General features: G+C 35.0%; 30 protein-coding genes. 18 read left to right on the forward strand and 12 right to left on the reverse strand.

What is annotated here, in order from left to right:
• The first annotated feature begins 581 nt into the window (after nucleotides 1-581).
• On the forward strand, nucleotides 582-1,247 hold the full coding sequence (locus LF887_RS11905; RefSeq protein WP_236859407.1) for a GLPGLI family protein: 666 nt from the start codon (nucleotides 582-584) through the stop codon (nucleotides 1,245-1,247).
• Nucleotides 1,248-1,674: 427 nt separating this feature from the next.
• On the opposite strand, the gene LF887_RS11910 is transcribed toward LF887_RS11905, so the two are convergent.
• Entirely contained in the window at nucleotides 1,675-2,268 is a 594-nt protein-coding gene (locus tag LF887_RS11910) for a hypothetical protein (protein ID WP_236859408.1), read from the reverse strand.
• A 578-nt stretch (nucleotides 2,269-2,846) separates the two neighbouring features.
• Between LF887_RS11910 and LF887_RS11915 the strand changes: the two genes are divergently transcribed.
• A complete protein-coding gene (locus tag LF887_RS11915) occupies nucleotides 2,847-3,719 on the forward strand; it encodes a DMT family transporter (RefSeq protein ID WP_236859409.1) in 873 nt (290 codons plus the stop codon).
• 367 nt (nucleotides 3,720-4,086) lie between these two features.
• Here LF887_RS11915 and LF887_RS11920 read toward each other — a convergent pair whose 3' ends face one another.
• Nucleotides 4,087-4,956 carry a nucleoside hydrolase gene (locus LF887_RS11920; RefSeq protein ID WP_236859410.1) on the reverse strand — a complete coding sequence of 290 codons (870 nt, stop codon included), beginning with the start codon at nucleotides 4,954-4,956 and terminating at the stop codon, nucleotides 4,087-4,089.
• Between the two features lie 318 nt (nucleotides 4,957-5,274).
• Nucleotides 5,275-6,057 carry a YdcF family protein gene (locus tag LF887_RS11925; protein ID WP_236859411.1) on the reverse strand — a complete coding sequence of 261 codons (783 nt, stop codon included), beginning with the start codon at nucleotides 6,055-6,057 and terminating at the stop codon, nucleotides 5,275-5,277.
• Nucleotides 6,058-6,305: 248 nt separating this feature from the next.
• On the opposite strand from LF887_RS11925, the gene LF887_RS11930 reads away from it, so the two are divergent.
• The 3 genes from LF887_RS11930 (at nucleotide 6,306) to LF887_RS11940 (ending at nucleotide 9,101) form a co-directional block, all read left to right on the forward strand.
• The gene (locus tag LF887_RS11930) at nucleotides 6,306-7,118 is read left to right on the forward strand and encodes a helix-turn-helix domain-containing protein (protein ID WP_236859412.1); all 813 of its coding nucleotides are present in this window, start codon (nucleotides 6,306-6,308) and stop codon (nucleotides 7,116-7,118) included.
• Nucleotides 7,119-7,184: 66 nt separating this feature from the next.
• Nucleotides 7,185-7,658 carry a DUF6265 family protein gene (locus LF887_RS11935; protein WP_236859413.1) on the forward strand — a complete coding sequence of 158 codons (474 nt, stop codon included), beginning with the start codon at nucleotides 7,185-7,187 and terminating at the stop codon, nucleotides 7,656-7,658.
• Nucleotides 7,659-8,336: 678 nt separating this feature from the next.
• Complete coding sequence (locus LF887_RS11940) at nucleotides 8,337-9,101, forward strand: O-methyltransferase (RefSeq protein ID WP_236859414.1); 765 nt, start codon at nucleotides 8,337-8,339, stop codon at nucleotides 9,099-9,101.
• 557 nt (nucleotides 9,102-9,658) lie between these two features.
• Here the strand turns inward: LF887_RS11940 and LF887_RS11945 are convergent.
• On the reverse strand, nucleotides 9,659-10,222 hold the full coding sequence (locus LF887_RS11945; RefSeq protein WP_236859415.1) for a hypothetical protein: 564 nt from the start codon (nucleotides 10,220-10,222) through the stop codon (nucleotides 9,659-9,661).
• Nucleotides 10,223-10,297: 75 nt separating this feature from the next.
• Nucleotides 10,298-10,531 (reverse strand): SymE family type I addiction module toxin, encoded by a 234-nt coding sequence (locus tag LF887_RS11950; RefSeq protein WP_236859416.1) that lies wholly within the window; start codon nucleotides 10,529-10,531, stop codon nucleotides 10,298-10,300.
• A 149-nt stretch (nucleotides 10,532-10,680) separates the two neighbouring features.
• Between LF887_RS11950 and LF887_RS11955 the strand changes: the two genes are divergently transcribed.
• The 5 genes from LF887_RS11955 (at nucleotide 10,681) to LF887_RS11975 (ending at nucleotide 14,239) form a co-directional block, all read left to right on the forward strand.
• The gene (locus LF887_RS11955; protein WP_236859417.1) at nucleotides 10,681-11,103 is read left to right on the forward strand and encodes a helix-turn-helix transcriptional regulator; all 423 of its coding nucleotides are present in this window, start codon (nucleotides 10,681-10,683) and stop codon (nucleotides 11,101-11,103) included.
• 48 nt (nucleotides 11,104-11,151) lie between these two features.
• Complete coding sequence (locus LF887_RS11960; protein ID WP_410681157.1) at nucleotides 11,152-11,508, forward strand: hypothetical protein; 357 nt, start codon at nucleotides 11,152-11,154, stop codon at nucleotides 11,506-11,508.
• The gene (locus LF887_RS11965; RefSeq protein ID WP_236859419.1) at nucleotides 11,420-11,986 is read left to right on the forward strand and encodes a DUF6705 family protein; all 567 of its coding nucleotides are present in this window, start codon (nucleotides 11,420-11,422) and stop codon (nucleotides 11,984-11,986) included. Before LF887_RS11960 ends, LF887_RS11965 begins: the two co-directional genes overlap by 89 nt.
• 333 nt (nucleotides 11,987-12,319) lie before the next feature.
• Nucleotides 12,320-13,654, forward strand: coding sequence for a hypothetical protein (locus tag LF887_RS11970; protein ID WP_236859420.1), 1,335 nt, complete (start codon nucleotides 12,320-12,322; stop codon nucleotides 13,652-13,654).
• An 18-nt stretch (nucleotides 13,655-13,672) separates the two neighbouring features.
• On the forward strand, nucleotides 13,673-14,239 hold the full coding sequence (locus tag LF887_RS11975; protein WP_236859421.1) for a DUF6705 family protein: 567 nt from the start codon (nucleotides 13,673-13,675) through the stop codon (nucleotides 14,237-14,239).
• 49 nt (nucleotides 14,240-14,288) lie between these two features.
• On the opposite strand, the gene LF887_RS11980 is transcribed toward LF887_RS11975, so the two are convergent.
• The gene (locus LF887_RS11980) at nucleotides 14,289-14,642 is read right to left on the reverse strand and encodes a recombinase family protein (protein WP_236859422.1); all 354 of its coding nucleotides are present in this window, start codon (nucleotides 14,640-14,642) and stop codon (nucleotides 14,289-14,291) included.
• A gap of 245 nt (nucleotides 14,643-14,887) precedes the next feature.
• On the opposite strand from LF887_RS11980, the gene LF887_RS11985 reads away from it, so the two are divergent.
• From LF887_RS11985 to LF887_RS12005, 5 genes are all read left to right on the forward strand, one after another.
• Entirely contained in the window at nucleotides 14,888-15,217 is a 330-nt protein-coding gene (locus LF887_RS11985; RefSeq protein WP_236859423.1) for an ArsR/SmtB family transcription factor, read from the forward strand.
• Between the two features lie 114 nt (nucleotides 15,218-15,331).
• Nucleotides 15,332-15,796, forward strand: a complete 465-nt coding sequence (locus tag LF887_RS11990) for an SRPBCC domain-containing protein (RefSeq protein WP_236859424.1) — start codon at nucleotides 15,332-15,334, stop codon at nucleotides 15,794-15,796.
• Nucleotides 15,797-15,897: 101 nt separating this feature from the next.
• Nucleotides 15,898-16,476 (forward strand): YdeI/OmpD-associated family protein, encoded by a 579-nt coding sequence (locus LF887_RS11995; protein WP_236859425.1) that lies wholly within the window; start codon nucleotides 15,898-15,900, stop codon nucleotides 16,474-16,476.
• An 18-nt stretch (nucleotides 16,477-16,494) separates the two neighbouring features.
• Nucleotides 16,495-16,893 carry a DoxX family protein gene (locus LF887_RS12000; protein ID WP_236859426.1) on the forward strand — a complete coding sequence of 133 codons (399 nt, stop codon included), beginning with the start codon at nucleotides 16,495-16,497 and terminating at the stop codon, nucleotides 16,891-16,893.
• A gap of 228 nt (nucleotides 16,894-17,121) precedes the next feature.
• On the forward strand, nucleotides 17,122-17,679 hold the full coding sequence (locus LF887_RS12005; protein ID WP_236859427.1) for a DUF4256 domain-containing protein: 558 nt from the start codon (nucleotides 17,122-17,124) through the stop codon (nucleotides 17,677-17,679).
• A gap of 137 nt (nucleotides 17,680-17,816) precedes the next feature.
• Here the strand turns inward: LF887_RS12005 and LF887_RS12010 are convergent, their stop codons facing one another.
• A complete protein-coding gene (locus LF887_RS12010) occupies nucleotides 17,817-18,782 on the reverse strand; it encodes a hypothetical protein (RefSeq protein ID WP_236859428.1) in 966 nt (321 codons plus the stop codon).
• A 170-nt stretch (nucleotides 18,783-18,952) separates the two neighbouring features.
• On the opposite strand from LF887_RS12010, the gene LF887_RS12015 reads away from it, so the two are divergent.
• Nucleotides 18,953-19,453: a hypothetical protein gene (locus LF887_RS12015; protein WP_236859430.1), complete on the forward strand. Its 501-nt coding sequence runs from the start codon at nucleotides 18,953-18,955 to the stop codon at nucleotides 19,451-19,453.
• Nucleotides 19,454-19,518: 65 nt separating this feature from the next.
• Here LF887_RS12015 and LF887_RS12020 read toward each other — a convergent pair whose 3' ends face one another.
• Together LF887_RS12020 and LF887_RS12025 are read right to left on the reverse strand one after the other, a co-directional pair.
• Complete coding sequence (locus LF887_RS12020) at nucleotides 19,519-20,523, reverse strand: phosphotransferase enzyme family protein (protein WP_236859434.1); 1,005 nt, start codon at nucleotides 20,521-20,523, stop codon at nucleotides 19,519-19,521.
• Between the two features lie 35 nt (nucleotides 20,524-20,558).
• Nucleotides 20,559-21,590 carry a threonine aldolase family protein gene (locus LF887_RS12025; RefSeq protein WP_236859438.1) on the reverse strand — a complete coding sequence of 344 codons (1,032 nt, stop codon included), beginning with the start codon at nucleotides 21,588-21,590 and terminating at the stop codon, nucleotides 20,559-20,561.
• 85 nt (nucleotides 21,591-21,675) lie between these two features.
• On the opposite strand from LF887_RS12025, the gene LF887_RS12030 reads away from it, so the two are divergent.
• Nucleotides 21,676-22,329, forward strand: a complete 654-nt coding sequence (locus LF887_RS12030; RefSeq protein ID WP_236859441.1) for a metal-dependent transcriptional regulator — start codon at nucleotides 21,676-21,678, stop codon at nucleotides 22,327-22,329.
• 213 nt (nucleotides 22,330-22,542) lie between these two features.
• A complete protein-coding gene (blaIND, locus tag LF887_RS12035) occupies nucleotides 22,543-23,262 on the forward strand; it encodes an IND family subclass B1 metallo-beta-lactamase (protein WP_236859442.1) in 720 nt (239 codons plus the stop codon).
• Nucleotides 23,263-23,317: 55 nt separating this feature from the next.
• Here blaIND and LF887_RS12040 read toward each other — a convergent pair whose 3' ends face one another.
• The 3 genes from LF887_RS12040 to LF887_RS12050 form a co-directional block, all read right to left on the reverse strand.
• Nucleotides 23,318-24,484 (reverse strand): aminotransferase class V-fold PLP-dependent enzyme, encoded by a 1,167-nt coding sequence (locus LF887_RS12040; RefSeq protein ID WP_236859443.1) that lies wholly within the window; start codon nucleotides 24,482-24,484, stop codon nucleotides 23,318-23,320.
• A 100-nt stretch (nucleotides 24,485-24,584) separates the two neighbouring features.
• On the reverse strand, nucleotides 24,585-25,724 hold the full coding sequence (locus LF887_RS12045) for a hypothetical protein (RefSeq protein WP_236859444.1): 1,140 nt from the start codon (nucleotides 25,722-25,724) through the stop codon (nucleotides 24,585-24,587).
• A 26-nt stretch (nucleotides 25,725-25,750) separates the two neighbouring features.
• Nucleotides 25,751-26,653, reverse strand: a complete 903-nt coding sequence (locus LF887_RS12050) for a TssN family type VI secretion system protein (protein ID WP_262912529.1) — start codon at nucleotides 26,651-26,653, stop codon at nucleotides 25,751-25,753.
• Between the last annotated feature and the right edge of the window lie 2 nt (nucleotides 26,654-26,655).

The raw sequence follows: 26,655 nt of genomic DNA on the forward strand, positions 1-26,655 counted from the left end.
TGTATTCATATTTTGTTTTTCCGGGAGATCAGATTCCAACCTGTCCAAAATAATTGTCATTCATTTTTGTGTTTTATGCTTCTTTCATTGTTTAAAGTTTTAAACAATTCAAATGTGTGGTTAGAATCGTAACTCGAAAATTGACTAGTATAATTTTCACGAGTTTGATGTTGCAAATCTACAGCTGCAGAAGTAAAAAAAAGGTACTGCATTCCCACTGCATAATTTTAAAATATTGATTATAGGTATTTTATATTTACCGAGCAGTAGAAGAGTAGTATGGGCTAGAAAGAGAGAGTTGAAATTTATTCTATGAAATTCTACTTTTTACGATGTATTGTATTAGTACATAAAAAATTAATATTTATTTTTGATATAATCTTTTCAGATGTTCCCAACCACTTTCATCATAAAGATATTTTATGTGTTATATGCCCTTTTAGGACTGTACTTATTTATCTTTGATCCGCAAAAAATCCATTAATAAACATTACATAATGTTCATATGGGGTAGGACGGTAGGGTTTAAAGATGATTATTATAGAGACACTCAGGAAAATTAATTTCAAAAAACGATACGAATGAATGAAAAATTAAAATCAAGTGACTTTTTACGATGCAAGCAATCTAAAGAAGCTTTTAAGGGTATGTTTTCTAAATTTGAATTGAAAATAACACACCAATTGAAATTTATTTTATTTTTTTCACTACTGTCAACATCTTTTTTTTCACAAAAGTTTAGTTTTATTTATGAAGCTAAATATAGAACAAGTAAAGAAAAACCTGACAATATTAATACTGAAAATATGATTTTGGATTTTGAGAATAATACTTCTATTTTTAGAGATTCCATGTCCAGAGATGCTGATTCCCTGAAGCTCATTAATAAAAATGGAGGCTATATAATGGGGGTTGAAAATCAATTTTATATTAAAAAAGATATTATTAATAAAAAAATAGAAAAGATTATTACTTATTTAAAGGCAAATTATCTTATCCCGATTGATGAACAGTTAAATTGGAAAATCATACCGGAACAAAAGACTATTGGAAAATATAAATCGCAAAAAGCAGAAGTTAGTTATGGTGGTAGAAACTGGATTGCTTGGTTTACGATAGAATTGCCTTTTAATGATGGTCCCTATATTTTCAATGGATTACCCGGTTTAATCATTTCCATTGAAGATACAGAACATGATTACTCATTCAATTTAATACAGGTAAAAAAAAGGCAGCAATTGGTTTGATGTAAGGACAAAAACCATTAAAATCGACTGGACACAATATGATCAGCTAGGAAAATCATATTATAATGACCCTTGGAGTACCAAAACAGCCAAAAAAGTTATATTTACAGATCCTCAGGGAAATGAAAAAGATATGAATGGAATGATCAGAGAAGCGCAAAAATCTATTCTTGAAGAAAATAATCCTTTAGAGTTGAATCATAAAATCAATTATAAATAAAAACTTCTGCCGGAATGGTATTGCCATTTTGAAATTACCAATGGTTTAAATACTTCAAAACCCCTAAAATTTGGTTATTATGGCTGAACACAAACTTTTGAAAGAGCTTAAACAGGGAAGTCTTCCGTAATATTCAATTTAACATAATATAAATTATAGGATTTTTATAGCGTTATTGAAGTAGAGCATTATACCGCTTAGAATCCGTTATTTTCCAAATTTTCCTTCCAGATATTCTTTAACGACTTTCTGGAACTCTTCTTTAGTCATATACTTGTCCAGAAATGTTTCCAGGTTTCTTTTGTTCTCTATTTCCTCAAAATAACTTTCGTGGTCCGTACCATATACTGTTGGATTATTTTGGTCAGGATCTGTGAGGCATACAAAATAATGATCCGGATATCCATAAGAATAAAATATACATATAAATTCCATTTCTGTTCCCTGTACCGTTTCCCTGATTTCATTTTCCTCTACAAATCCTTCCAGCTCGCCAAAATCTTTTGAATCTTCTTTAAATGGCGTAAACAGCCAGTCTTTATAAAAATCCTGCCCATAAAACTGTTCATGGTTTGAAAAATAATGCTCCAGCAGATTGGTGTAGAAAACTTCCTTGTCACTGCTGTACAGATCTCTGTTATTCTCGTAGAACTGATCTATTCCGTAAACATCCCATTCCTGATCATATAAATAATTGCTGAATGTCAGGCTTTTCCAATTCTCCGCGAAGCTTTTTCCCGGGCTTACAGCATCTGTATTTGCACCTAAAGCATTCAGTTTTTCTAATATATTCGTATACATTATGTTAAATTAGTAGTTTAACTCATTTAAAATCAACTTGATAATCTCCAGTGTTCCACAGTTTCTCCGTGGTCTCTTCCTGGCTGTATTCAAAATAATTCCCATTTTTATCTTTATTTCGCTGGAACAAGCTTAGATTATTTCCTGAACCGGACTGAATCCGGTGGGTACTAAATTACATCATTTTTTAAAAACAGTCCTTAGTCTCTTGCAGGTGATTCTACTTCCTGAAGCGTATTTTTCATCATTTCCAACTGTTCTTTAAAGTACAAAATCTTGTCACATGACCGCTTTTATTCAATTCATACCAAAAAAAATTAATAATATGAAATCTAAATGATCTGGTCCAATCTGGAGCGTGCCTACAAATTCTATTAGGTAATCTTTAAATTTTTTTTCCTATATTTGGCCTTCAATTTATCAATATGAACCGCGCGAACTGTCTGCCTCCTCCGGCACCTTAATATTTTCAAATTAATTTGAAGCCTTCTTATGCCATTAAAAATTAATGGCCGGAATTATTATGCTTCAGATTCTGATAAAAAAATATTAATTCAAATCTTTACAGTTCATTCTCAATGAAAAAATCATATGTATTATTACATCTGGCCGTTATTCTGGCCGGATTTACAGGTGTGTTCGGAAAATTAATCACCCTTAATGAAGGACTGCTGGTCTGGTACAGACTTCTCTTCTCCTCTATTATTTTATTTTTTATTTTAAAATTGCTGAGAATTCCCTATAGACTTTCTACACAGGAAAAAATCCATATAATGAAAGCTGGGCTGCTTATCACCATGCACTGGCTTTTTTTCTACGCCAGCATCAAATACTCCAATATCTCAATTGGTGTGGTATGCTATTGTCTCACCAGTTTTTTTACTGCGGTATTCAAGCCCATCATTGACAGGGAGAAATTCAGAATCTCAGAACTTCTTCTCAGTGCACTCACTTTACTGGGAATCAGCCTGATCTTTCATTTCGATGCTTCTTATCAGCTGGGGATTATGCTGGGTGTTATTTCTTCTGCTTTAGGAGCGCTGTACACCATTTATAATAATCGCTTGGTCAGACATTTTGATACCAAAGTAATCAACTTTTATCAGATGATTGGCGGTACTTTAGGCCTCGGAGCAATTTTGCCCATATATCTACTTGTTTTCCCGGCAGATAGCATAGTACCTGACTGGAAAAACACGGCTTATTTGGGCGTTTTAGCTCTTTTTTGTACAGTTGGATTATATGTGGCTTTTGCAGAGGTTTTGAAGAAAATTTCGGCATTCACTGTGAATTTAACCTTCAATCTTGAACCTGTTTACGCCATCATTATAGCTTTTCTGTTTTTTGGAGAAAGCAAAGAAGTAGGATTGGCATTTTATGTAGGATTGACATTCATTATTGCTTCTGTTATTTTGCAGACACTCATTTCAGTGAAGAAAGTACAATACTAAATAAAGCTATTGATTCTTTCGAAATAACAAGCCATGTCAAGGGGTTGAACCTTGACATGGCTTACAAATTTTTACTTTAACCACAAAAGTTTTTTAAACACTTTAGTTTAAAGCGTTGCGTATATAAAGTACAATAGAGTTCTTGGAAAATTTTTGATTTTTCTCCTAAAGTAAACTTATAATGCAGGAAAACATTGAACTTTCTTAAGTGTTCTCAAGTGTTTAAACAAACTTTAGAATGTTATTTATTAAATTTTATAGGATCAGAATATGGATGTATTATGGATTACTCTGAGAAGTTAAAATTTCAGGCAAAGAATTTATAATCTTTCCTTTCTGTTAAAACAAACTTCAGAATACAATGATTTTACGGCTTGATGACCTTCCACAGGTCCGTTAAATTGGGAATGTGAGTCGTAATCAAGGATGCCGGTCTATCTAGGCCGTCTTTTGCTTCCATACAACCCCACTCGCCCTTTGTTCTGTATGGGATTACCTCTGCCCAAAGGGCTTTGGAGGGATCAATGGCCAGTAAAGCAGCTACTGTATCGTGGAGCGCTTTTTCTTTGAGTTCCACTGCATCCAGGAACAGGCTGAGCCCCTTGTTATGGCTGCGAAACGGAATAAGCAGTTCAGCATCTGCTTTGGTAAAGACAGCGCCATGGCATACATTTTTACTGATCATGCGTCTTTCGCCCATCGGTATGGAGAACAGCACTTCTGCAGCTAGCGGATTACCGTTCAGGTTAAAGGTTGCGCAAGTACGTTTCCCGTCAAATTTCTCTAGACGGTGTTCCTTTGGGATGATATTGTCTCCTGCGAAACCTCCCTGACAAAACCAGCGGTCAAAGAAAATTCCGGTTTCAAATAAAGAATGTGGATTCGTCAGTGCTGCTCCGGTTAGCAAAGTACAATCGGGAAATTGAAGAAGTGTTTCCGCCATGATGCTGGCCGCAGTATCGTCTGCTTCTGAATGCTCAAAATTTCCGACCCATTCCCGGTAAAAACCAGAAACACGGTTGGCTGTAGATTTGGGTGTTCCGGCTCCGATCCGGATATCTTCTCTATCCAGCATTCGTAGAATGTGGCGTACAAAACCAATCTGGTCTGTTCCTCCAGGATGCACAGAAACACTTACCAGGTTAACCTTGGGATGTGTTGCTAAAATACTGAGGGTCATAGAATCGTCGGGATCAGCAGTTTCCATATCGAAATGGAAAGGCAATTTAGGCTGCATGTAGTAATTTTTTGTCGTTTATTAGTTTTCAGCTGCAAAGATATAGAAAATAAAAATTATGCTTTATCGGCAACCTTACTGAAGATTATCTTTAAAGTTAAAAAAATATACTATTAGACGTAAATTTTATTTTAATTGCAATAGTTTTGAACATATATCAGGCGACTTGGTAATTCATGACAAACATACATTGAACCTTTCAAATCTAGAATATCACCGTCAAACACACGGTTTTGAATAAAAAAGGGCCTCTCAAGATACTATTTCTGGGAGGCTCTTTTATTTAATTTTGTATCACTATTTTTCACCAAAACAGTACTATCCATTCATTCCCAAACTGTTATATAATTGAACCTGCCAGATTCCCAATACTTCTTTTAGCATCACAAAGGTAAATGCGGCATTATAGCTGTTTGGAAATATCGTTATTTCGGTATCTATAAAATCTGATGCTTGTGGAACAGGATTCAATCCAAATGTCTGAAACAGAGAAACAGATCTCTTCATATGAAACCCGGAAGTTACCAGATATACACTGGAAGGAGCCATTTGCTTTATTATTTTGCTGGAATATTTTGCGTTTTCATAGGTATTCATGCTTTTATCTTCCCTGATAAGATCAGAATCTGATACCCCCATACTTTTAAAATTTTCACTGAATAGCTCAGCTTCACTCTTATGTCCCCTTCCCTTTCCTGAAATCAATATTTTACAGGGCTGATTATTTTTCTTGTATTGATTATACAATTGATAAGCTTTGACGATTCTGGAATAAGACATGGTATGCAGTGTTTCGGTATTGTCAAAATCTATCACACCACCACCCAATACTACAATAACAGCACTCTGAGAAGATGTATCTTTAGTATTAGAAGTATTAACGTAACTTTTCTGCAGATATCCGGAGGTTAGTTTGCCTAAGAAACCATTTCCTATAAAGATAATCATTAAAACAGCCAATATCAAGATTCCTGTCCTCAGATTTTTACGCTTATTTTTTCTTTTTAACAGGGCTATACTTACTACCGCAAGAAATACTAGGAAATAAGGCTCTGTAAACAGCTGAAAAATACGAAATAAAAGGTCTAGCAAAAATTTCATTTTTTGATATTATTGATTAGTGTTTAAATAAAATATTTTTCAAAGATAGGCTAATTTACCCATTGCATAGTTTCAATGCGTTTTAATAACCTCATAGATATTTCAATTTTTCCTTCCTTGTTTAAAAAAAAGAATTCTGTTTTTTACATTAATCTGATGATCATCTGACACTTTTTATTTCTCATTTTCAGCATTCTACTATTTTATTTTTTATTTAATAATTTTACAAGATTAGAATATTGAGTACAATGGATTATCAAACCTTCCAGCCACAGCCGGATCTGGCTTCTATCATAAAATGCTACTGGACTCTGGACAGCCCCAGAGAAGCCGTTCCGCAGGTACAAACCATTGTTCCGGATGGCTGCATGGAAATGATCATTCATTATGGTGACCTTTATCATCAATATATTGATGGGAAACCAGTTCTACAGCCTAGAAGCTGTGTTTTTGGACAGTTGACCGAACCCTTGAAAATAGAGCCCACAGGTATTACCGGTATTTTCTCTGTTCGCTTTCATCATGATGGGTTCATTCCATTTGCTACAATTCCTATTAAAGAAATGGATGATCAGGCCATTCCGCTGGAAAAACTCTTCGGAATACAGGGCGCTGAATTAGAAGAAAACGTATTGAAAGCTTCAACAGTACAGGAAAAAATAAATATTGTAGAAACGTTTCTACTGAAAAGACTTAATACAGAAACCATTGACAGAATTGTACAATCTACCGTGGATTTTCTTTTGAATGTCGACGGAAGAATATCAGTCAATGAACTTTCAAGACAGACCAATATCAACAGAAGACAACTGGAACGTAAGTTTTCTTCAGCTATTGGATTGAGTCCGAAACAGCTCTCAAAAACCATCCGGCTTCAAACGACAATCAAACATCTTCTCAATAAAGAATATGCCAGTCTTACAGCACTCGCCTACGAATCCGAATATTACGATCAGGCTCATTTCATCAAAGATTTTAAGGAGTTTACAGGATTTACCCCCAAAGAATTTTACGGAGATACGCTGCAAATGTCTCTTCTATTCTACAGAAAAGATTCCTGATGTCGCATTTTTACAATTTTAAGACCGTTCTTATTTTCAATTTTGCTGAAATAAAATCATCTGACAATGAAAACAAAATTAATCCTTGCAATGATCGGTGTATCCATTGCAGCCAGCTGGACACAACAACAAAGTGAAATTAAAAAAATTGAATGGCTTCTCGGAACCTGGGAAGCAAAAACCTCCAAAGGAAGCCTCTACGAAACCTGGACCCGAAAAAGTGATACCGAACTTCAAGGAAAAAGTTATTATCTGAAACAAAAAGACACCATCCTTTTTGAATCTGTCCGCTTGGTAGAAAAAGATAAAAAACTGCACTATATGGTATCTGTAAAAGGTCAGCATAATGAACAGCCTGTTGATTTTGTATCAACTTCTACGTCCATGCCCCATGCACTTATATTTGAGAATAAAGAGAATGACTTTCCCCAAATAATTACTTACAAAAAGATCCGCAAAGATTCTTTATTTGCTGAAATCTCAGGAATGATGAACGGAAAAATGGCCAGACAGGCATTCCCTATGAAGAAGATACAGTAAATGCTGTCTTTTTATCGTGCTTACCATAACCAGAGCTTTGTATTTTTACAAAGCCCTACAATGTATTGACAACAACAGACCATGAAAAATTAGTAGAATAATTTCGACTCATTTATCTTTTTGTTTATACAAAATTATTTATACATTTGCACTCATCAAACAACACACTTTTTGGTGTGTTAATAGAAAAGCAATACCTACCCGTGAAAAAGCAAAAAAGGATCGCCGTTTTTATAACCGTACTCCACATATTTTTGGACAGACATTTTTGTAAACAAAAAAACAAAAACTCCGCCTTAAATATAAAGAAACGACTGTAACCTTAAACAGGTAAATACAGATTTTGTATCATAAAAATCAAAGACTATAGTCATGTGCGATGTCAGGCTGATATCGCACATGACTATAGTCCAAAAAAAACAGCACATCCCAAAATCTGTGAGAGATCATTCTCCGTTTTATCAGGCAAACTCATATGCTCATCTTTATCTTACTGAAAAAAGAAATCTATTTTTGAAAATGTACGTTTAAATAAAAAATACGATTTATTGTTGATTAATTACTGTATATATTATTAAAAGATTATAAACAAATTTGATTTCAAAATTAATATTGTCTCAATGCAATGTGGTTTTAAAAAAAATACATTTGTCTTGTAACTTTAACACAATCAATGATATGTCAACAGTTCTCAAAACATTTGTAGCTTATCTTAAAAGACCTGCTCTTTATCCCGAACTGGGCAGAAAAATTATTAAAAACACAATCAACAGAAGAAGCCCGTTCAAAGGAAAAGCAAAAACAAATTCCTGGGCTGCTTCCATAGCGGTATCCCAAAAAGAGGCCGTTTCCAGGCTTTTCTCCATGGATACTGATCATTTCAGAGAGATATATGCTGATACGCTGAAAGAAGCAAACTTAAAAGAAAAAGAATGCCCTATCACAATGGGCGGGCCTGGTGCCCTGGAGCTTATTTATTATGCGTGTGAATTTACCAAAGCACAAAACGTTCTTGAAACAGGAGTGGCTTATGGATGGTCTTCTTTAGCCATACTGCTTTCAATAAAAAAAAGAAATGGCACGCTATATAGCTCAGATATGCCTTATCTTGCTCAGGATGGAGATCGCTATGTAGGCTATATTGTTCCTGAAAACCTCAAAAAGTTTTGGAAGTTATTTCGTTTTGCAGATAGAGAATCTTTGCCTAAAATCTTTAAAAAAGTATCTTTTTTTGATGTTTTCCACTACGATTCTGATAAAAGTTACTACGGAAGAATGTGGGCTTATCATCAAATTTATAAAAGATTGAAACCCGGTGCCGTATTTATCAGTGATGATATTGGCGACAATTCTGCATATCAGGATTTTTGTCATAAAAAAAAGATTAAAACTTCTGTTGTACAATACTGTGGAAAATACATCGGAGTTTTTATAAAACAATAAAGAAAAACGATCCACATCGCTTCATCAGGCAAGTCCACTTGCCCATCCTCAGCCTACTCCAAAATATAAAAGCCTTTATCTTAAAACTTTGCGTTTAAAAATTCTAATAAAATATTTGAACCATTAAGAATAGATGAGTTGTTAAGAATAATTAAGAGAAGATCTAAAGATATTCAAGAAGCATAACGCTTAACTCAAATTTATTTGAGTCTTAACTTCACTTAAAACCTTAAGTACCCTTAATGGTTCAAAAAATCTCGCTGATCAAGCAGATATCGAAGATTCTTATGTTTACTCTATCTGCGCAATCTCCTAAATCTGCGTACGACTATCATCCGCTTCATCAGGCAAGTCCACTTGCCCATCCTTAGCCTACTCAAAAATATAAAAACCTTTCTTTGAAAACTTTGCGTTTAAAATTCTAATAAAATATTTGAACCATTAAGAAGGATTAAGCAGTTAAGAATATTAAGGAAATAGAAAAAAATCCCGGATCATTAATCCAGGATTTTTTTATTATTCTTTTTGGAAATTGAAACCTAATTTCATTTATTATTCTAGTTTCCTTTAATTTTTACACCAAGGCCAAACTTAGGATTTGTCATTTCTTTACCATTCTTATCATGATATACCATAGGATAAGTTTCAAATACAGCTTTTTCTTTTGGAATGATAACATAATATTTTCCTTTTCCATAGGAGTTAAGTAAGTTAAGAAAATAGTAAGCCTTTACTGATTGAGCCGCATCATAAGTTTCTCTGTCTACAGTGGCCTTTTGAAGCATAGAATAAACAACTTTTTTATTCTTTACAAATAAAAACATTGAGGTATTATCAGACTCCCAGGTAAAATCATCACATATAGGTAATTTCATTCCTAACTCTTTTTCCGCTTCCGCATTCAAAGAAATTGGCATCATAATAAGTAAAGAATCCCAATCAAAACAATGAATATCTTCCTTTAAGTTAATCACTTCTCCAATTTTATTTTCAGCATTTACTTTTGGAGACAGTTTTTCTCTAAGTTTTATCAGACATTCCTGATTATCTTGTCTCTTACAGGAAAATAAAAAGAATAGTAATACAAAAAATATGGATCTGGTACTGACGTTATTTCTCATTATTGATTAGGTTGAGTTTGATTCACTGCTTGTTCTAATCCTCAGGACTCAATAGCAATGGTTCAAAAATAGCATTTATCCCTCATAATCTACTTCCCTTTCCAGGATAATCTGGTTTCTGCTCACCGTAACCAGTATTTTATCTCCTGCCTGAAAACCACATTGCTCTACCCACTTCCCTGCAATTCTTATTTCCGGGAAGTACACTATTTTGCCATATGCTCTTGAAAACGATTTGAGGGAAACCGTAAGGTTCCGATTGAGCAGTTCATTATATTTGTTCTGGCTCATTCTTCTTTTTCTTTTCATATTTGTTATTTTTAGCAAATCACGAAATAATAAGGGAGCTATCTCAGTTTATGAACAGATATTTTATTCGAAGCAATGGATATTTTAGAATAAAATTTATTGATAAATAGGGCTTTCTTTTTAGAACGTAAAGTTTTATATTTGTTATTATGAGTTACACAGATATGCAAAATAAGAAAATACATCAGGGTAGAAATATAAAGCGTTTCCGCGAAATGCTGGGGATCAAACAGGAAGCATTAGCTTTTGAACTGGGCGATGACTGGAACCAAAAGAAAATCTCCCTTTTAGAGCAAAAAGAAACCGTAGAATCTGATATTCTGGCGCAGGTAGCACAAATCCTCAAAGTTCCTGCAGAAGCGATTGAGAATTTTGATGAGGAATCAGCAATCAATATTATAGCCAATACTTTCCACGATAGCGCTGTTGCAAATACTTTTACTGACGGTGGACAAGCAAATTTCCATTGTACTTTTAATCCTCTTGATAAAATGGTAGAGCTTTATGAGCGTATGCTGGAGCAGCAGAAGGAGATGATTGAGAAGTTGGAGAGGTTGATTGAGAAAAGATAACAAAAAACTCTTTTACAGAAACTAATAACTATAAATCGTATAATATTAATTGGGAATGGTTTTGACCTTGCTCATGGAATGCCGACAAGCTATGGTAACTTTATAGATGATTATTGGCAAAATGCAATAGAAAAAATCAGAAATAAACCACATTGGGAAGATGGCTTTGAAAATGATGAATTCTATATACAACCACTTCCAGAAATTTGGGAGGGTAACAATGATTATGAAGCTTTACAATATAACTTAAGTAATATTAGCAACAACATCAATTTTAAAAATGATTTTTTTGCTGCTCTTAATAAGCTTGAATACAATGAAAAAAATACTTTTTATTATAATAATTACACTGTCGAAAGTAATAAATGCCCAGACAGTATCTTTGGAATTTATGGCGCAATGTAGAGCTGATCCATCAGTTTGTGTTGAAAATGTTGAATATGTTAAAGATATTAATAATCTTTTAAACAAATACGTTGGAACATGGAAGGGAACATTTGATGGTAAGAATTATGAATTTAATTTTATTAAAAAAGAAAATGTTGAACGTGGATCTTCAGGTATTAGATGGGATAGATTAATAGGAAGAGTTAAAATTACAGACCAGAATGGGATAGTGGAATACGATAATTTTAATAAACCAGATAGCGAAGCTAATCTAGGTGATAACTTTTATAAAGATTTGACCGTATACCTAACAATATTTTCAGGGGCTAAAGTAGGATGTATTGATTACGGATATCTTAATTTACGGATAAAACCTGAAACACCAAACAATATGACAATTTCTTTTGTACCGGATAATGATATAGTAAAACAGGATTGTACTAATTTTCAAACGACAATACCAACGAGTGTAAAAATTAATTTAACAAAACAATAAATTACCTCGAGGTATTCTCTTCGAATAAATTATAATCCCGGATTTTGAATCCGGGATATTTTTTTACCAATTTTTATTTTTTGGGCTTCAATACTTTTTTTCTCTAATTAGGGGTCAGCTCACGAAAAGTAAAAAAAAACCGGGTTAAGGATAAAATCTATAAGTATTAACCATCTGATAGGTTTTATAAATGAATTGGATTCAGTCACGAAAAATAAACTAATCTTTTTAATATTAAATTCTCACCATATATAGAATTAATTTTATATTTTTGCCCTCGAAAATTTTTAATATGTCATGTTTTGGCGCATTAAAAAAACACATTTATAAAAAATGAAGAAAAATTATTTTACAGCTCTTATAGCTGGAAGCTTTCTCTTCCTTTCTTCTCTCCACTCCTGTATACATGAGTCCCTGGAAACTGAGATCACCAATGTTCAGCAGGATCCGGTATTCTATATCAAAAATGAATACATGAGAGGAAAAGATATGGTTGCTGGAAAGCTTATTGAATGGGAAAAAGTAAGAGAGTACAAACATGAAGGGACCGTTGTTCTTATTACAGTACCGGTCAAAAATGAAGGAAACAGGCTTATTGAAGAGCTTACTTTCAGAATAGATAATGGTAAAGTTTCCGGGCATTTATGGAAATTTGAGTCAAATTCTGATTTTACTCCTTCAGATTACAATCTGACTGCTCATGAAATTATGGGAAAAATGACCGGAAAAGTTTCTTATACATCCCTGGAAGGCTCAATGCGTTATGAAAAGCAGATCGTAAGAGGAGAAATGATAGACGAAGTAGCTAAAAGTGGTTCAGGATCTGCTGATGCTCCAGCATGTAGAGCCTGTCATGACAGGAATGGTGGGCTAATTATTGGGACTCCAGGAAATCCAATTGATACAGGGCCTGTTGTTATTCCTAATCCTGGAGGCAGTGGTCCAACCAATCCATTCCCGCCGGATAACCCAACGATTCCTATTCCGGGGGTAATAATTATTCCTAATAATCCTCCAGGGAATGATCCTTGCAGTAAAATAAAAGGGCAAAAAGGTACAGCTGCTTATAATCAGAATATCAGTGACCTTAAAGGAAAAACGGGAGAGAAAAAAGAAACAGGCTATTCTCAGAAAGCAAATGGAGAATTTACTTATCATAGTAAAGCTTCCACTAACGAAGGCTCGAACTCCCTTTCACTTCCTGATGCTACTGTTTATAAAGACGTTAGTGGTTATATGCATACCCATGTTGATAATACTACCTATTTTGATGATGCTGGAAATGAAATTACTAGAACCGGAATAAAAATGTTTTCTCCTGCCGATGTTGATTATTTTATGGATATGCTTGCTAATGCCCAGGCAGCAGGAAGGCCGTTAAATGATGTTTATGCAGTAATGGTAAGCACTAACTCTATTTATCAGATAAGGTTTACAGGAACAGCAGGTCAAGTTAAAACTTTTACCGATGACCAAATGAAAACTTTTTCAGATCCATATATAAAACAAATGGAAAACTCTAAAAATTTAGCATCAGATTTTTTAAAATTCTTAAAAGATAATATGGGAATTGAGGGTGTAAATTTATACAGAATACAACAGATGGGAAAAACGACTGAAATAAAATTAGGACCTGACGGTAAAACAAAAGAATCAGATTGTCCTTAATAATTAAAATTAAATAATATGAAAAAAATACTTTTTATCATGATAATGGCATATTCAGGAATATTCAATGCACAAATGGTATCCCTCGAATTAATGTCGCAATGCCGTTTTAATCCAACAGTTTGCCCAGAAAACTACAATTATGTAAAAGATGTAAATAATCTGCTTAATAAATATGTAGGAACCTGGAAGGGATCTTTAGAAGGGAAAAATTATGAATTTAATTTTATAAAAAAAGAAAATTTCCAAAGTGAATATACAGATGTTAAATGGGATATGTTGATAGGACGAGTTAAAATAATTGATCAGAATAGTACTGTAGAATTTGATAATTTCAGTAAGTCAGATAATGACGCAAATTGGGGAATTTATTTTCAACCAGATCTTAAAGCATATTTAGTCACCTTTTCAGGTGAAAAATCAGGATGCATAGACTATGGAAATCTATATTTACGAATAAAGCCAGAAACACCTGATCAAATGTCAATTTATTTTTTGCCAGCTATGGATATAGTACAAAAGGATTGCAGCAATTTCCAAACGACCATGCCTACTAAAAAAACAATAAACTTATTAAAACAATAAATTATATTCCCGGATTCAAAATCCGGGATATTTTTTATGTCATTCTTTTTTAAGCTTCAATGTTATTTCTATCTAATTTCTGGAGAATTCTATAAATTGTAGCAGAATGGACTTTAAATGTTTCAGCTACCTGCTTAACAGGACTTCCGCTATTAATAAGGGTTTTAACAGCATCTATCTGTTCCGGACTAAATTTACTGGGTCTTCCAAATTCAACTCCATTTTTCTGTGCAAGCTTTCTGCCTGCTGAAGTTCTTTCAATAATCAGTTCTCTTTCAAACTCTGCTATTCCTGCAAATATGGTCAAAATCATTTTTCCTCCGGGACTGGAGGAATCAGCCCAAGACTCCGACAGGGATTGGAAAGAAGCACCTGCATGATTAATTTTTTCGCAGATATTCAAAAATAAATCGGAAGTATGGGTTAAAAACCTGAAAAAAGATCTCTATCTGGAGGAAGCCATCCATATAGTTGAAGATCTGGAAGTAAGATCGTAAGCCTACTTCTTTATTCAAAATTTAAAATTACAGAGCTCAAAAATGTATTTCCCTACATTTTTGAGCTTTTTTTATTAAAATCAAAAATTTTACATAAAATATTTGCGTAGCTAAATAACTACACATATATTTGTAGTCAAATAACTACACGATGAATTTAAGGAGAGATGTTTTTCAGGCAATTGCAGATCCTACGAGACGATCTATATTGATGTTGGTGGCGGCACAGTCGATGACAGCGGGAGCTATAGCCTCCAACTTTGATACGGCAAGACCTACCGTTTCAAAGCATCTCCAGATCCTCACCGAATGTGAACTGCTGAGATCTGAACAAAATGGCAGAGAAGTTATCTATCACCTCAATCCCAATAAAATGAAAGAAATAGCAGATTTTATAGAGCCATTCCGCAAAATGTGGGACGAAAAGTTCAACAAGCTGGAAAGTGTGATGAAAGCGTATCAGAACTTGAAAAAAGGATAAAAAGAGATAAAAGATGAGAGACGAATAGATAATAGACTTCAAATAGTATCAATTTTCTCTCACTCTCATACTCTCCAACCCTCTCACCCAAGAAACCCTCAAACACCAAAAATCATGGAACTCAAAACAAAAATCCAAGCTGAAGACGGCAAACAGGAAATTTTCATTACCAGAGAATTTGATCTTCCCATAGAACTCCTTTTCAAAGCCTATACAGAAGCTGAACTTTTCGAGCAATGGATGGGAACCAAAGTCACCAAATTCGAAAACAAACAACACGGAAGTTACCGTTTCGAAACCTTAAATCCTCAAGGCGGTGTAGTTTTCAGTGCCAACGGAACCATTCATGATATTGTTCAGAATGAGAAAATCATAAGAACTTTTCAAATGGAAAATACACCTTTTCCGGTTCAGATCGAGTTTTTAGAATTTGAAAAGCTAACAGATACAACGAGTAAAATTACCATTCAAACTGTATATAAATCGGTAGATTTCAGAGACCAACATCTGAAAATGCCTTTTGCAAAGGGTATTAATATGGCACATAATCGTTTACAGGAAATAGTAGGTAGCAGATAGTAGGTTTCAGGTTGTCAATTATAGAGATAATCTCATCCAAAAACACAATACTCTCCCACTCTAATACCCTAATACTCAAGAAACCCTCAAACATAAAACACATGAATCCAAAAGTTAATTTTTTCTTTAATGATGCCAAGCAATGGCAAAAAGAGTTTGAAAAATTAAGAACAATTGCCTTAAGCACTGAGCTTGCAGAAGATTTAAAATGGGGATGTCCCTGCTATACCTATGAAGGGAAAAATATTTTCCTGATCCACGGTTTTAAAGAATATTGTGCAATTCTCTTCTTTAAAGGAGCTTTGATGAAAGATCCTGATCAGATTTTGATTCAGCAATCTGAAAATGTACAGGCTGCAAGACAGGTTCGTTTTACTGATGTAGAGCAAATCAATGATCTGGAGGAAGTTCTTCGATCTTATATGTTTCAAGCCGTTGAAATTGAAGAATCAGGCGCTAAAGTTGAAATGAAGAAAACAAAAGAATTTGAAATAGCTGAAGAGTTTCAAAGTAAACTGGATCAGAATCCTTCATTAGAAAAAGCTTTCAAAGCTTTAACGCCAGGAAGACAGAGAGCCTACCTACTCCACTTTTCATCTGCCAAGCAGTCTAAAACCCGTGAAGCCCGCATTGAAAAATGCATTCCACAAATAATGGACGGAATAGGATTAAACGACTAACTATAAAAAAAACAGATCATGAACACCCCTCAACAATCACAAAAAAGAACAAAGATTATTTATTGGATATTTACCCTATGGATGGCTCTGGGAATGGTTTCCACCGCCATTGTCCAACTGCTGAAAAGTAAAGATGAATTGCTCAATTTTACCAATCTCGGCTATCCTTCTTATCTGATGACCATCATTGGAGTTTGGAAAATCCTGGGCGTTATTGCCATATTGATCCCGAAACGTCTTTTATTAAAAGAATGGGCATATGCCGGCTTTTTCTTCGTCATGTCAGGAGCTGTAATTTCCCATCTGATTGTGAGTGACCCAGCAGGAAGAACTTTTCCCGCAGTATTATTATTTGTGCTGGTTCTTATTTCCTGGTATTTCAGACCTGCAGATAGAAAAATCACTATTATTGATTAATAATTTGAATATTAAAAGTTATTTAAAGGTTTAATAAAATCACAAAACCTTCCGTTTCTATAAAACATTTAAACCCAATAAAATAATTTCAGAATAATTTTAAAGATAAAGAGTCAGAAATTTTATCGAAGATAAAATCCTTGCCCATAAACAAACCCTCATTGGCGAAAATTGCGCCTTTGCGATTTCCAACAACACAATACAACAAACTATAAAACAGAATTTAATATGAAAAAGAAAACATTAACTCCTGAACAAAGCGAAAGTTTTTTAAAAGTACTTAAAACCCGCTTTGAGAATAATATGAGCCGCCATAAAAACTTCAGTTGGGAAAAGATCCAACCAAAACTGGAAGCAGCACCCGAAAAACTATGGTCGCTGAACGAAATGGAAGAAACGGAAGGCGAACCCGATGTAATACACTACGATAAAAAAACAGACGAATACATCTTCTTCGACTGTTCTCCGGAAAGCCCGAAACGCAGAAGCCTCTGCTATGATCATCAAGCCTGGAATTCCAGAAAAGCCAATAAACCGGAAAGCAACGTCATCGATAAAGCTGCTGAAATGGGTATTGAACTTCTAACCGAAGAGCAATACCGTGAACTTCAGGAATTGGGGAAATTTGATCTTAAAACCTCAAGCTGGATACAAACACCTAAGCACATCCGCGAACTGGGAGGCGCTATTTTCTGTGACCGCCGTTACAATACTGTTTTCATGTACCATAATGGAGCAGATTCTTATTATGCGGCGAGAGGGTTTAGAGGAAGTCTAAAGGTTTAAGAATATGAGAGTTCCGGAGGAATAAATAATAGTCTTTTTAAGAACTTAAGTATACTTTATATGCGCAACACTTTAAACTAAAAAAAGCTTAAAGTTTATAAAACTTTTGTGGCCTTTTATGTTTGCCTAATATTATATCAAAAGTCAGAACCTTTTAACCACGGAGTTTCTATGCTCCAGAATATAACATTCACACCCAAATAATTTTCGGCATACTCTACAAACTCTTCTTTGGTAAAAGGTTTCCTGGTTTTTGGATTTTTATAAGTCAGCGTAGGTTCCTGAACTGCCATCGCCACTAAAGGCAATTTTCCTTTATATTGATTGAAAAATGGATAGGAATTTTTCATTTGGGCATTTTTATTCGGAACAATATCCGGTCCTCCCAATCCTATATTATTTTTTGCAGCAAATTCAAATAACCTCGACATATACTGATGATCATTTTCCCATTCACACGGGAAAAAATTGACATATTGCAAAACGTAAGATTTTTTGAAAGCAGCTCTTGCAAATTTCAGATTATCCAGTTCTGCCTGAAAATACCGGTCACAGCTGAAACCTGCATTATCTTTTTTCACATCAATATCGATGGCGGTTTCCGGAAGGTTAATTCCCTCTATCTTTCCGTCAAATTTCTTAGCCAGTTCAGCAATCAGTTTCTGATATCTTTTCTGCACTGCAGGATTCCACTGCTGTGTTACCCAGCCGTTTCCGATGGGTTTATTTTCGCCCGGATTATCATATTGAGGAACCAGCCCGCCGGTGTATTCTTTTTCATTTAAAATATAATCGGGAACATATCTGGCTTCCGGTTCAAAAAATCTGTCCTGAAGCTGAATGAAGAGTTTTCTGTCTAATGAAGTTAGATATTTTAAATCGTTTTCAATTCCCGAAAAATCGTAAATATCTTTTGAGGTTTCCAACGATCTCCAGTTGTAAACGATCTGTACGCCACCGATATCTTTTCTGGCAATCATTTTTTCAATATTCTGCAGATCACCGGATGATGTATAAATATAATTTTGAGGAGCCTGACCCATTGAAAAATAAAATCCAAAAAATAACAACCCCAGTTTTAACGCCTTGAAAGCTTCTTTCATAATGAATGAATTTAATAATAAAGTATTATCAATCATTTTTCGTGCCCAATTCGTTGTACTGCTCTTTTTAAACTTCAGGAAATTACTTTTATTTATCCGGAATATTCTTTAATATATAAATAGTATTGCTAATTTAGCACTTCAAAATTTGATTTTAAATAACTAAGGATATGAAGAAATTAATTTTACTGGGTGCTATTTCAGTATTGATGATCAATTGCAACAAAAAAACTGAAACTACGGCTCCGAAAATTGAAAAAGACACTATTGCAGTGGCAGAACCTGTGGTAGACACGCTGGGACCCAAATCATATTGTTATATAGGGGCAACAGGAAAAGACAGTGTTTTTGCTTCTATCGATGATAATTTAGGAACTATTATCGGGAAACTAGCTTATAAAAACAGCGAAAAAGACAGCTCTAAAGGTGATGTGACGGGTTTCAAATCCGGAGATACCCTGAAACTGACTTATGAGTTTACCTCTGAAGGCAAGAAGAGCAAAAGAGATATCTACTTCCTTCAACAGAATAATAGTTTAACAGAAGGAATTGGTGACCATAAAGAGGAAGATGGATTGTCTAAATATGCTGACGAGAAAAAAATCAGTTACAAAGACGGACAGAAGATGAATACGGCAGACTGTAAAGTTGTAGCCAAAGCTTTGAAATAATATTCTTCGGATATTAAAGTATAGTATAACAGCTGTTCCTCATAGGGGGAACAGCTGTTATATTTTTATAGTTTATCTTCCTTGTCCCAATATTTCTCTGCTACATTCTTTAGAATCCCAATGTATGCTTTAAGCTGTGAAGTTTGGCTAAATGCGTAAAACTGATCATGTGTGGTATGAAAATTCATATAAAAAAGCCAAAATCCGAAAGTCAGGTAAGGGACCACAGCAAGTTCCTGATCACTGATAAAGCGGTGTTCCCGATAGCCGCCTAAAAAAGTGTGGTAAGCATCCTGTACTTCTTCAGGCGTCATCTTACCCACAAATGCATGTAAGGCCAGATGCTGCCAAAAGGTCATTATATCATTCACCAGCCAGCCATACCCCATAAAATCAAAATCGAAAAGTGTAACTGAATCATTTTCAAAATGAAAATTTTTAGGCAAAAAGTCAAAATGACAATATCCTTTTGAAAATGAAGAAGTATCAATCTGTGAGAATTTATCTTTTAGCTGATCAATCTTCTTCTGCAGCCAAAAATAATCTTCCTGATTTTCCGAAAAAACAAACTCCAGCTTTTTCAATGGTTGAAATAAAGTGGTTTCCAGATCAAAATTCCATCTTGTATTTCCTAATTGGATAGATGATGATACATTATGAAAACGGGCCATTTCATTTCCTAATGCACGAAGCTGTTTTGTATTCAATTGCCCGGATGACTGCCCTGGAGCGTAAGAGAATAATACAGCATGCCTTTCCCCTTCCGGAGCATTGATCTTCAGAATAGTCTGCCCGTAAGCATCAGCAATGGGATAAGATACAGACACCTGTGCTTCTTTCAATGCCAGCAGCAAGCCTACTTCTTCCTCTATCTGTGATAAGCTCCGGTGGGAAGAACGATAAACCCTAAGTATAAAACAGGCTTCTGAACACTCCACACGGTAGGTATCACCTACTCCACGAACTAAAAAATGGCACTGAACATTTTCCAGTCCATACTTTTCCGTAATCAGTGATGATAACGCAGTAGAGCAAAGTGTTGAATAAATCGTCGGGAAAACAGGTTCCATAGAATTTGGATAAAGATGTGGTATATTTAGAATAATTACAATTCTCTTTCAATGACTTCAATAAAACGGGTTACCGCTTCATCGCCCGTACTCCAGGAAGTAATAAGACGAATTGCTGAAAAGTTTTCATCAATCTTTTTCCAGACAAAAAAATCAAAATATTCTGATAAAATTTGGATAAGACCATTGCTTAAAATTGGGAAAATCTGGTTAGTATAAGTATCTGAAAGAAACTTCACACCTTTTCCCTGCATTGCCTTTTTCATTTTCATAGCCTGCTGGTTGGCGTGTTTTGCCAGATCAAAATACAGATCGTCTTTCATCAGCTCAAGGAATTGAATCCCCAGAAGCCTTCCTTTGGCAAGTAAAGCTCCTTTCTGTTTGATATTAAAGGCAAAATATTCCTGAAGACATGGATTGTTAATCACAATAGCCTCTCCTATTAAAGCTCCGTTTTTAGTACCTCCCAGGTAGAATATATCTGTGAGTTCAGCCACTTTTTCAATAGTAAGATCGCTTGTTTCTGCCGTCAGCCCGTGTCCCAATCTCGCCCCGTCCATAAACAGATACAATTGATGCTGTTTGCAAAAATCAGACAGATCTTCAAGCTCTTCTGCCAGGTAGATGGTACCCAGTTCTGTAGAATTGGAGATATACACCATTTTTGGCATTACCTGATGCGGAACATTGCTATGGCCCTCCAAAACAGGAAGGATATGTTCCGGTCTTAGCTTTCCATCTTCAGTTTCTATACTTAATACCTTATGTCCGGTGGCTTCAATGGCCCCAGTTTCATTATTTAAAATATGCCCTGGTGCTGCAGATATTACACATTGGTAAGGTCTTAAAATTGCAGATATCACAATCAGATTTGCCTGTGTTCCTCCCGAGACCAGATAAACTTCAGAATCAGGCTTTTTAATTTTCTCTTTGATCAGTGTTTTTGCCTGCAAAGAATATTTATCCTCTCCATATCCGGCCTGCTGTTCAAAATTAGTCTTTGTAAGTGCTTGTAGAATATTCGGGTGACAGCCCTCTGAATAGTCGTTTTTGAATGAAAATTTCATACTGTAAAATTAAAAAAAGTTAAAATAACAAGAGCAAAATTTCAATTTTATTTTGTTAGATTTGTAGTGAAAATCATCTAACATTTTGAGAACAACCCTAACAGAAGAAAATTACCTGAAAGCTTTGTTTCACTTAGTTGACAATGAAGGAAAGGTTACGATTAACGAACTCAGCAAATTTTTGAATGTAAAAATGCCGAGTGTTAATAATATGATGAAGAAGTTTGCAGACAAAAAGTGGGTCATCTATGAAACCTACAAACCCTTAATCGTTACAGAAAATGGGAGAAGGGAAGCTGCATTGGTAGTCCGTAAACACCGATTAACCGAAATGTTTCTGGTTAAGAAAATGAATTTTGGCTGGGAAAATGTCCATGAAATTGCAGAACAGCTGGAGCATGTACATTCTCAGGTTTTTTTCGACAAAATGGATGAAATTTTGGACTATCCTAAATTTGATCCACACGGCGAACCTATTCCTGATAAAGACGGAAATATTATTTCCCAGGACCTTCAGAAACTGAGCAGCTGTGAACCTGGTGAAGATGTAGTCTTCGCTTCAGTAACTCTTTCTGATGATGCCTTTTTAAATTATCTGAACGATAGAAAGCTTCTCCTTAACACGAAAGTAAAAGTCCTTAAGGTTGAGAACTTTGATAAATCGATGGCTATAGAAATCGATGGTAAGACAGAAATTTTAAGTAAGAAAGCAACTGAAAAAATATTGGTTAAGAAGTAGTTTTAACCATTACAAATAAACCTCACAGATTCTAAACCTGTGAGGTTTACTATTAAAGAGATGGTGTCTCTACATGTATAACTGTTAAAAAACGGTTAAACTTCCCTTCCTGAAATACCTGAAAATTTATTTTTAAGTAGGTTTGTAAAATCTTCTGTTTAGAATATTCTTTTTAACCAACACTAGAATTTTAATTACTATCTTAAAAAAATTATGAAAAAAAGCATTCCGTTTTTTATTATTTCGATGCTGCTAAGTACTTTTGCCAGCGCTCAGGTAAGAGACTTTGTCATTGAACCGCAGATCAAACCCAATTTTTATATTTATAAAACATTTGGTGTTTTCGGAGGCAAGGAATATTCCACCAATGCAGTGTATCTTATTACCAAAAAAGGCGTTGTATTATTTGATGTTCCATGGCAGAAAACACAGTATCAAAGTCTGATGGATACTATTAAAAAACGCCACAATCTACCTGTCATTGCTGTATTTGCTACGCATTCCCATTCTGACAGAGCCGGAGATCTAAGCTTTTATAACAATAAAGGAATTAAAACCTATGCAACGGCAAAGACCAATGAGCTGCTGAAGAAAGAAGGAAAAGCTACTTCTACAGAAATTATAAAAACAGGAAAAACGTACCGTATAGGTGGAGAAGAATTTATTGTTGATTTTCTGGGGGAAGGACACACAGCAGATAATGTAGTGGTATGGTTCCCAAAATATAACATCCTGGATGGCGGATGTCTTGTAAAAAGCAGAACGGCAACAGATCTGGGATATACCGGAGAAGCCAATGTTGCTGCATGGCCACAGACTATGGCAAAACTGAAATCCAAATATTCACAGGCAACCCTTATTATTCCGGGACATGACGAATGGAAAGGAGGCGGCCACGTAGAACATACACAGAAACTTCTGGATAAAAAATAGAGACAAAATTTACATAATAAAAGCCCTGGTATCTAATCTACCAGGGCTTTGTTATTTATTGCGCCAAAAGTTGGGATACTCTTTCTATTTCTTCTAAGGTGTTGAAATAATGAGGAGATAACCGGATGGCATGATCCACATTCTTAAATGTAAAATCAATTAACGCGTTATTTTTATTGCTTACGGTAAAGAATACATTGTTTTCACGCAGTACTTTCTGAATGGTTTCAGTATTGCCATCCTGCTGGCAAAAAGTAATAATACTGCTTAGATTATTCCCTTTGTCCAATACCCTGAAACCCATATTCTGAAGATTTACTCTCAGTTTTCCTGATAACTCCCGGTTATATCTTTCAATATTATTCATTCCCAGAGTGTTGGCATATTTTAAAGCTTCTTTTAGACCAAGCAGTGAAGCACTGGATCTTTCGAAGTGTTCAAATCTTTTTGCCGTCCTGCTCAGCTGATACTCCTCAAAAGCGGTCCATTTTGCTCCTTCATTATCTAAAAATAAGGGAGCCATTTCAGTATGTAAGACCCTATCCGAAACATATAAAAGACCTGTTCCTCTGGGGCCTCTCATAAATTTCCGCCCTGTAGCGGTTAAAAAATCACAGCCAATTTTCTCTATATCCACAACACACTGGCCTACTGACTGGCAGGCATCTACAAGGTAAAGGATATCGTATTGTTTACAAAGCTTTCCTACCCCCTCTACGTTTTGAATGAGCCCGGAATTGGTGGGAATATGAGTGACTGCAACTAATTTAGGCTGATGTTTTTTAATCAGCCTTTCAAAATCTTCCAGATCCAGTTCATGATCCGGGAGATTAGCCACTCTCACGATATCAATATGGTATCTCTTCTGCAAGGAAATAAAAGCAATCTGATTGGATACATAATCATCATTGGTCGTAATGATACAGTCACCTTTTTTAAAAGAAATACTGGATAAGGCCTTTGCATAGCCATCTGTAGAGCTTGCTACAAAGGCTATATTATCTGGTTGGGTATTAATCAATTTTGCAGCTTCTTTATAAAACTCATTGATTAGGGCAGAATTTCTATTAATTGTTTCATAGCCTCCGAACTGCTGTTCCTCATATAAGTAGTTCACAACAGTATCCACCACAATCATAGACATTAATGATGAACCGGCACTATTTAAAAATATTTTATCTGAACATCCTGGTGTGTCCTTTCTTATTGCATTTAAATCCATTTATTATAAGTCTGTAAAACGTAAATTTACTTTATTTTTTTTCGCTGGTAATAAAAAAATTCCCGAATTTTCATCCGGGAATTATATTAAATAAGTTATTTTAATCTAAAACACTCCAACCTCTTTTGGGGTTTGTGTTGGTAGAAACTTCCTGCTCATTAACAATGATATTCTCTTTTCTCTGACCAATATAGTCGAGCTCGCTCAGCTTAGAAAAAATAGTTTCCAAACTTCTCAGCATCTGTTGAGTATAAAGCAAAGGCTCACCACAATTATGATGATCATAATTGGTTTCTGCTACAATAGAAAGCTGGTTCAGTAACGTATGAGGAGCAATCTCACTCCACTCTAAACTGTAGTTGAGCATTTCTTCCAGTTCAGCAGGAACAAGAAGCTGCGTTGCGTTATATAGGTGAAGCGCCAGTCTTGCAAAAGATTCAATCAAAAATACAGGAGGCTGCCAAGGGGTAATATTTCTAAACTGAAAATACATATCACCAAAGGTATTCACCATGGTGCTGCACAGAAACTTTACGTTTTGTGCCAAGGCAGTATTTTGATTTTTATGAGATGTTTTCTGAATGATTTTAAAAGCGTACTGCTGAAGGTTCCCGATAGACTTTGCAAAGCTGCTGTAATAGTCTACCAAAGCCGGATGACTCTGAACAGATGTACAAGGCGGAATAAAATTGGAATCTACCTGAGCAATATTCCCTTTTAAATCAACTTTTCCTATAATCAGATAATTCCCTCCGGAATAGCTGCTGTTCAGCGAAGTTACGGGAAGTAATTCAATATGGTGGTTTGGCTGTGCGCTTGGATGGCGTGGTGGAATTTCTTCCGGATCAATATCCCCAAAAGGTACTTTGTCAAAAGGATTTACAGAAATCAGGATATAGTATTCTCCGTCTGCCTGCTCTTCATTCATGGATTTTGCCAGCGATTTTACACTGACCCTTCTGTCTGTCAGCTCAATTCGATAACCCGCCATGGTAACAGCGCTGCAACGCTTTATCACAAGCTGCACATCATTGGTGGCCGTGTTGTGAACATCAAAAATAGTACGGTCCGTAAATTCATTAGAGATAGGCAGAAGCCCATAATTATAGTTAGTGATTCCAATGGAATTGGAGTCTCTTATAGTGTCAATTAAGAAGTTATCCTGATCATTAAGGTGTCTCTGGGAAACCTTCATCCCATCTACCCAATTGATTGCAAAATGTTTAATAGGCTGTATCATGTTAAATACTTTTTAAATTTTTGTGGTTATGATTTTCTTGCGACTCCCTCCTCTTCATGCTGAATGACTCTCTTACAGATCACCACTTCATTTTCAGAAATGTTGTTTGTAGTAATATCCTGGTCGAAATCTATATATTTTCTAAAACTAAAAAACGATTTTTTAGTGTAAAATATCCAGTAATACGGCTCATTACTATCGTCTGAAAGATGAATAACAGAACCGGGATTTTTGTGATTGTAATCATCTACTACTCTGTAGAACCAGTCTCCAAAATTAACTCCGGTCGGAAGTGTTTTTGCTTTAATTCTGAATCGGTTGGTATCTTCTAATTTTTTGCTCAACTCTACATTCAAAACCATTAATCTGTCAAAATCTGCTCCCTCAAAATCAGGAAGTTTCTGATCAGGAGAATATCTCCAGGTTTTATAGATATCAAAAGGAATACTGATAAACTGGATATAACAGTAATAAAATACCATTGGAACCACAAAAATCAGCATACTTGTTGCAGCCATTACCGCATATCCTGTTCCTCTGCTCATCCAGTTAAAGATCAGGGTAAAAAGAAATCCGCCCAGAGCAATACATGTAAGTGACAATATAGATTCAAACAGAATACTCATGGCCAGAGATTCAATATGTTTTTTGAAATACCGGTGTAGTAAGTTAACATGAATAATCCCGAAAATAAGGTAGATAACCTGTGCTATAAGATACCAGTACGGATTAAACAGATTTCCGGCAAATCCAAAAACTCCGGGAATAGCCAGGCATAAACTGCATAGAAGGACGTATACAATAATTACTTTAATTTTTATCGCAGGTTTATTTCTCCTGATTACACCCAGTATAACCATCATAATAATTGCGATTAAAGGCATTAGGATATACCTTAAAAAAATACCTTTTACTGAAGAGATTTCCATTT

This window comes from Chryseobacterium sp. MEBOG06 (genome assembly GCF_021869765.1).
GTDB lineage: Bacteria > Bacteroidota > Bacteroidia > Flavobacteriales > Weeksellaceae > Chryseobacterium.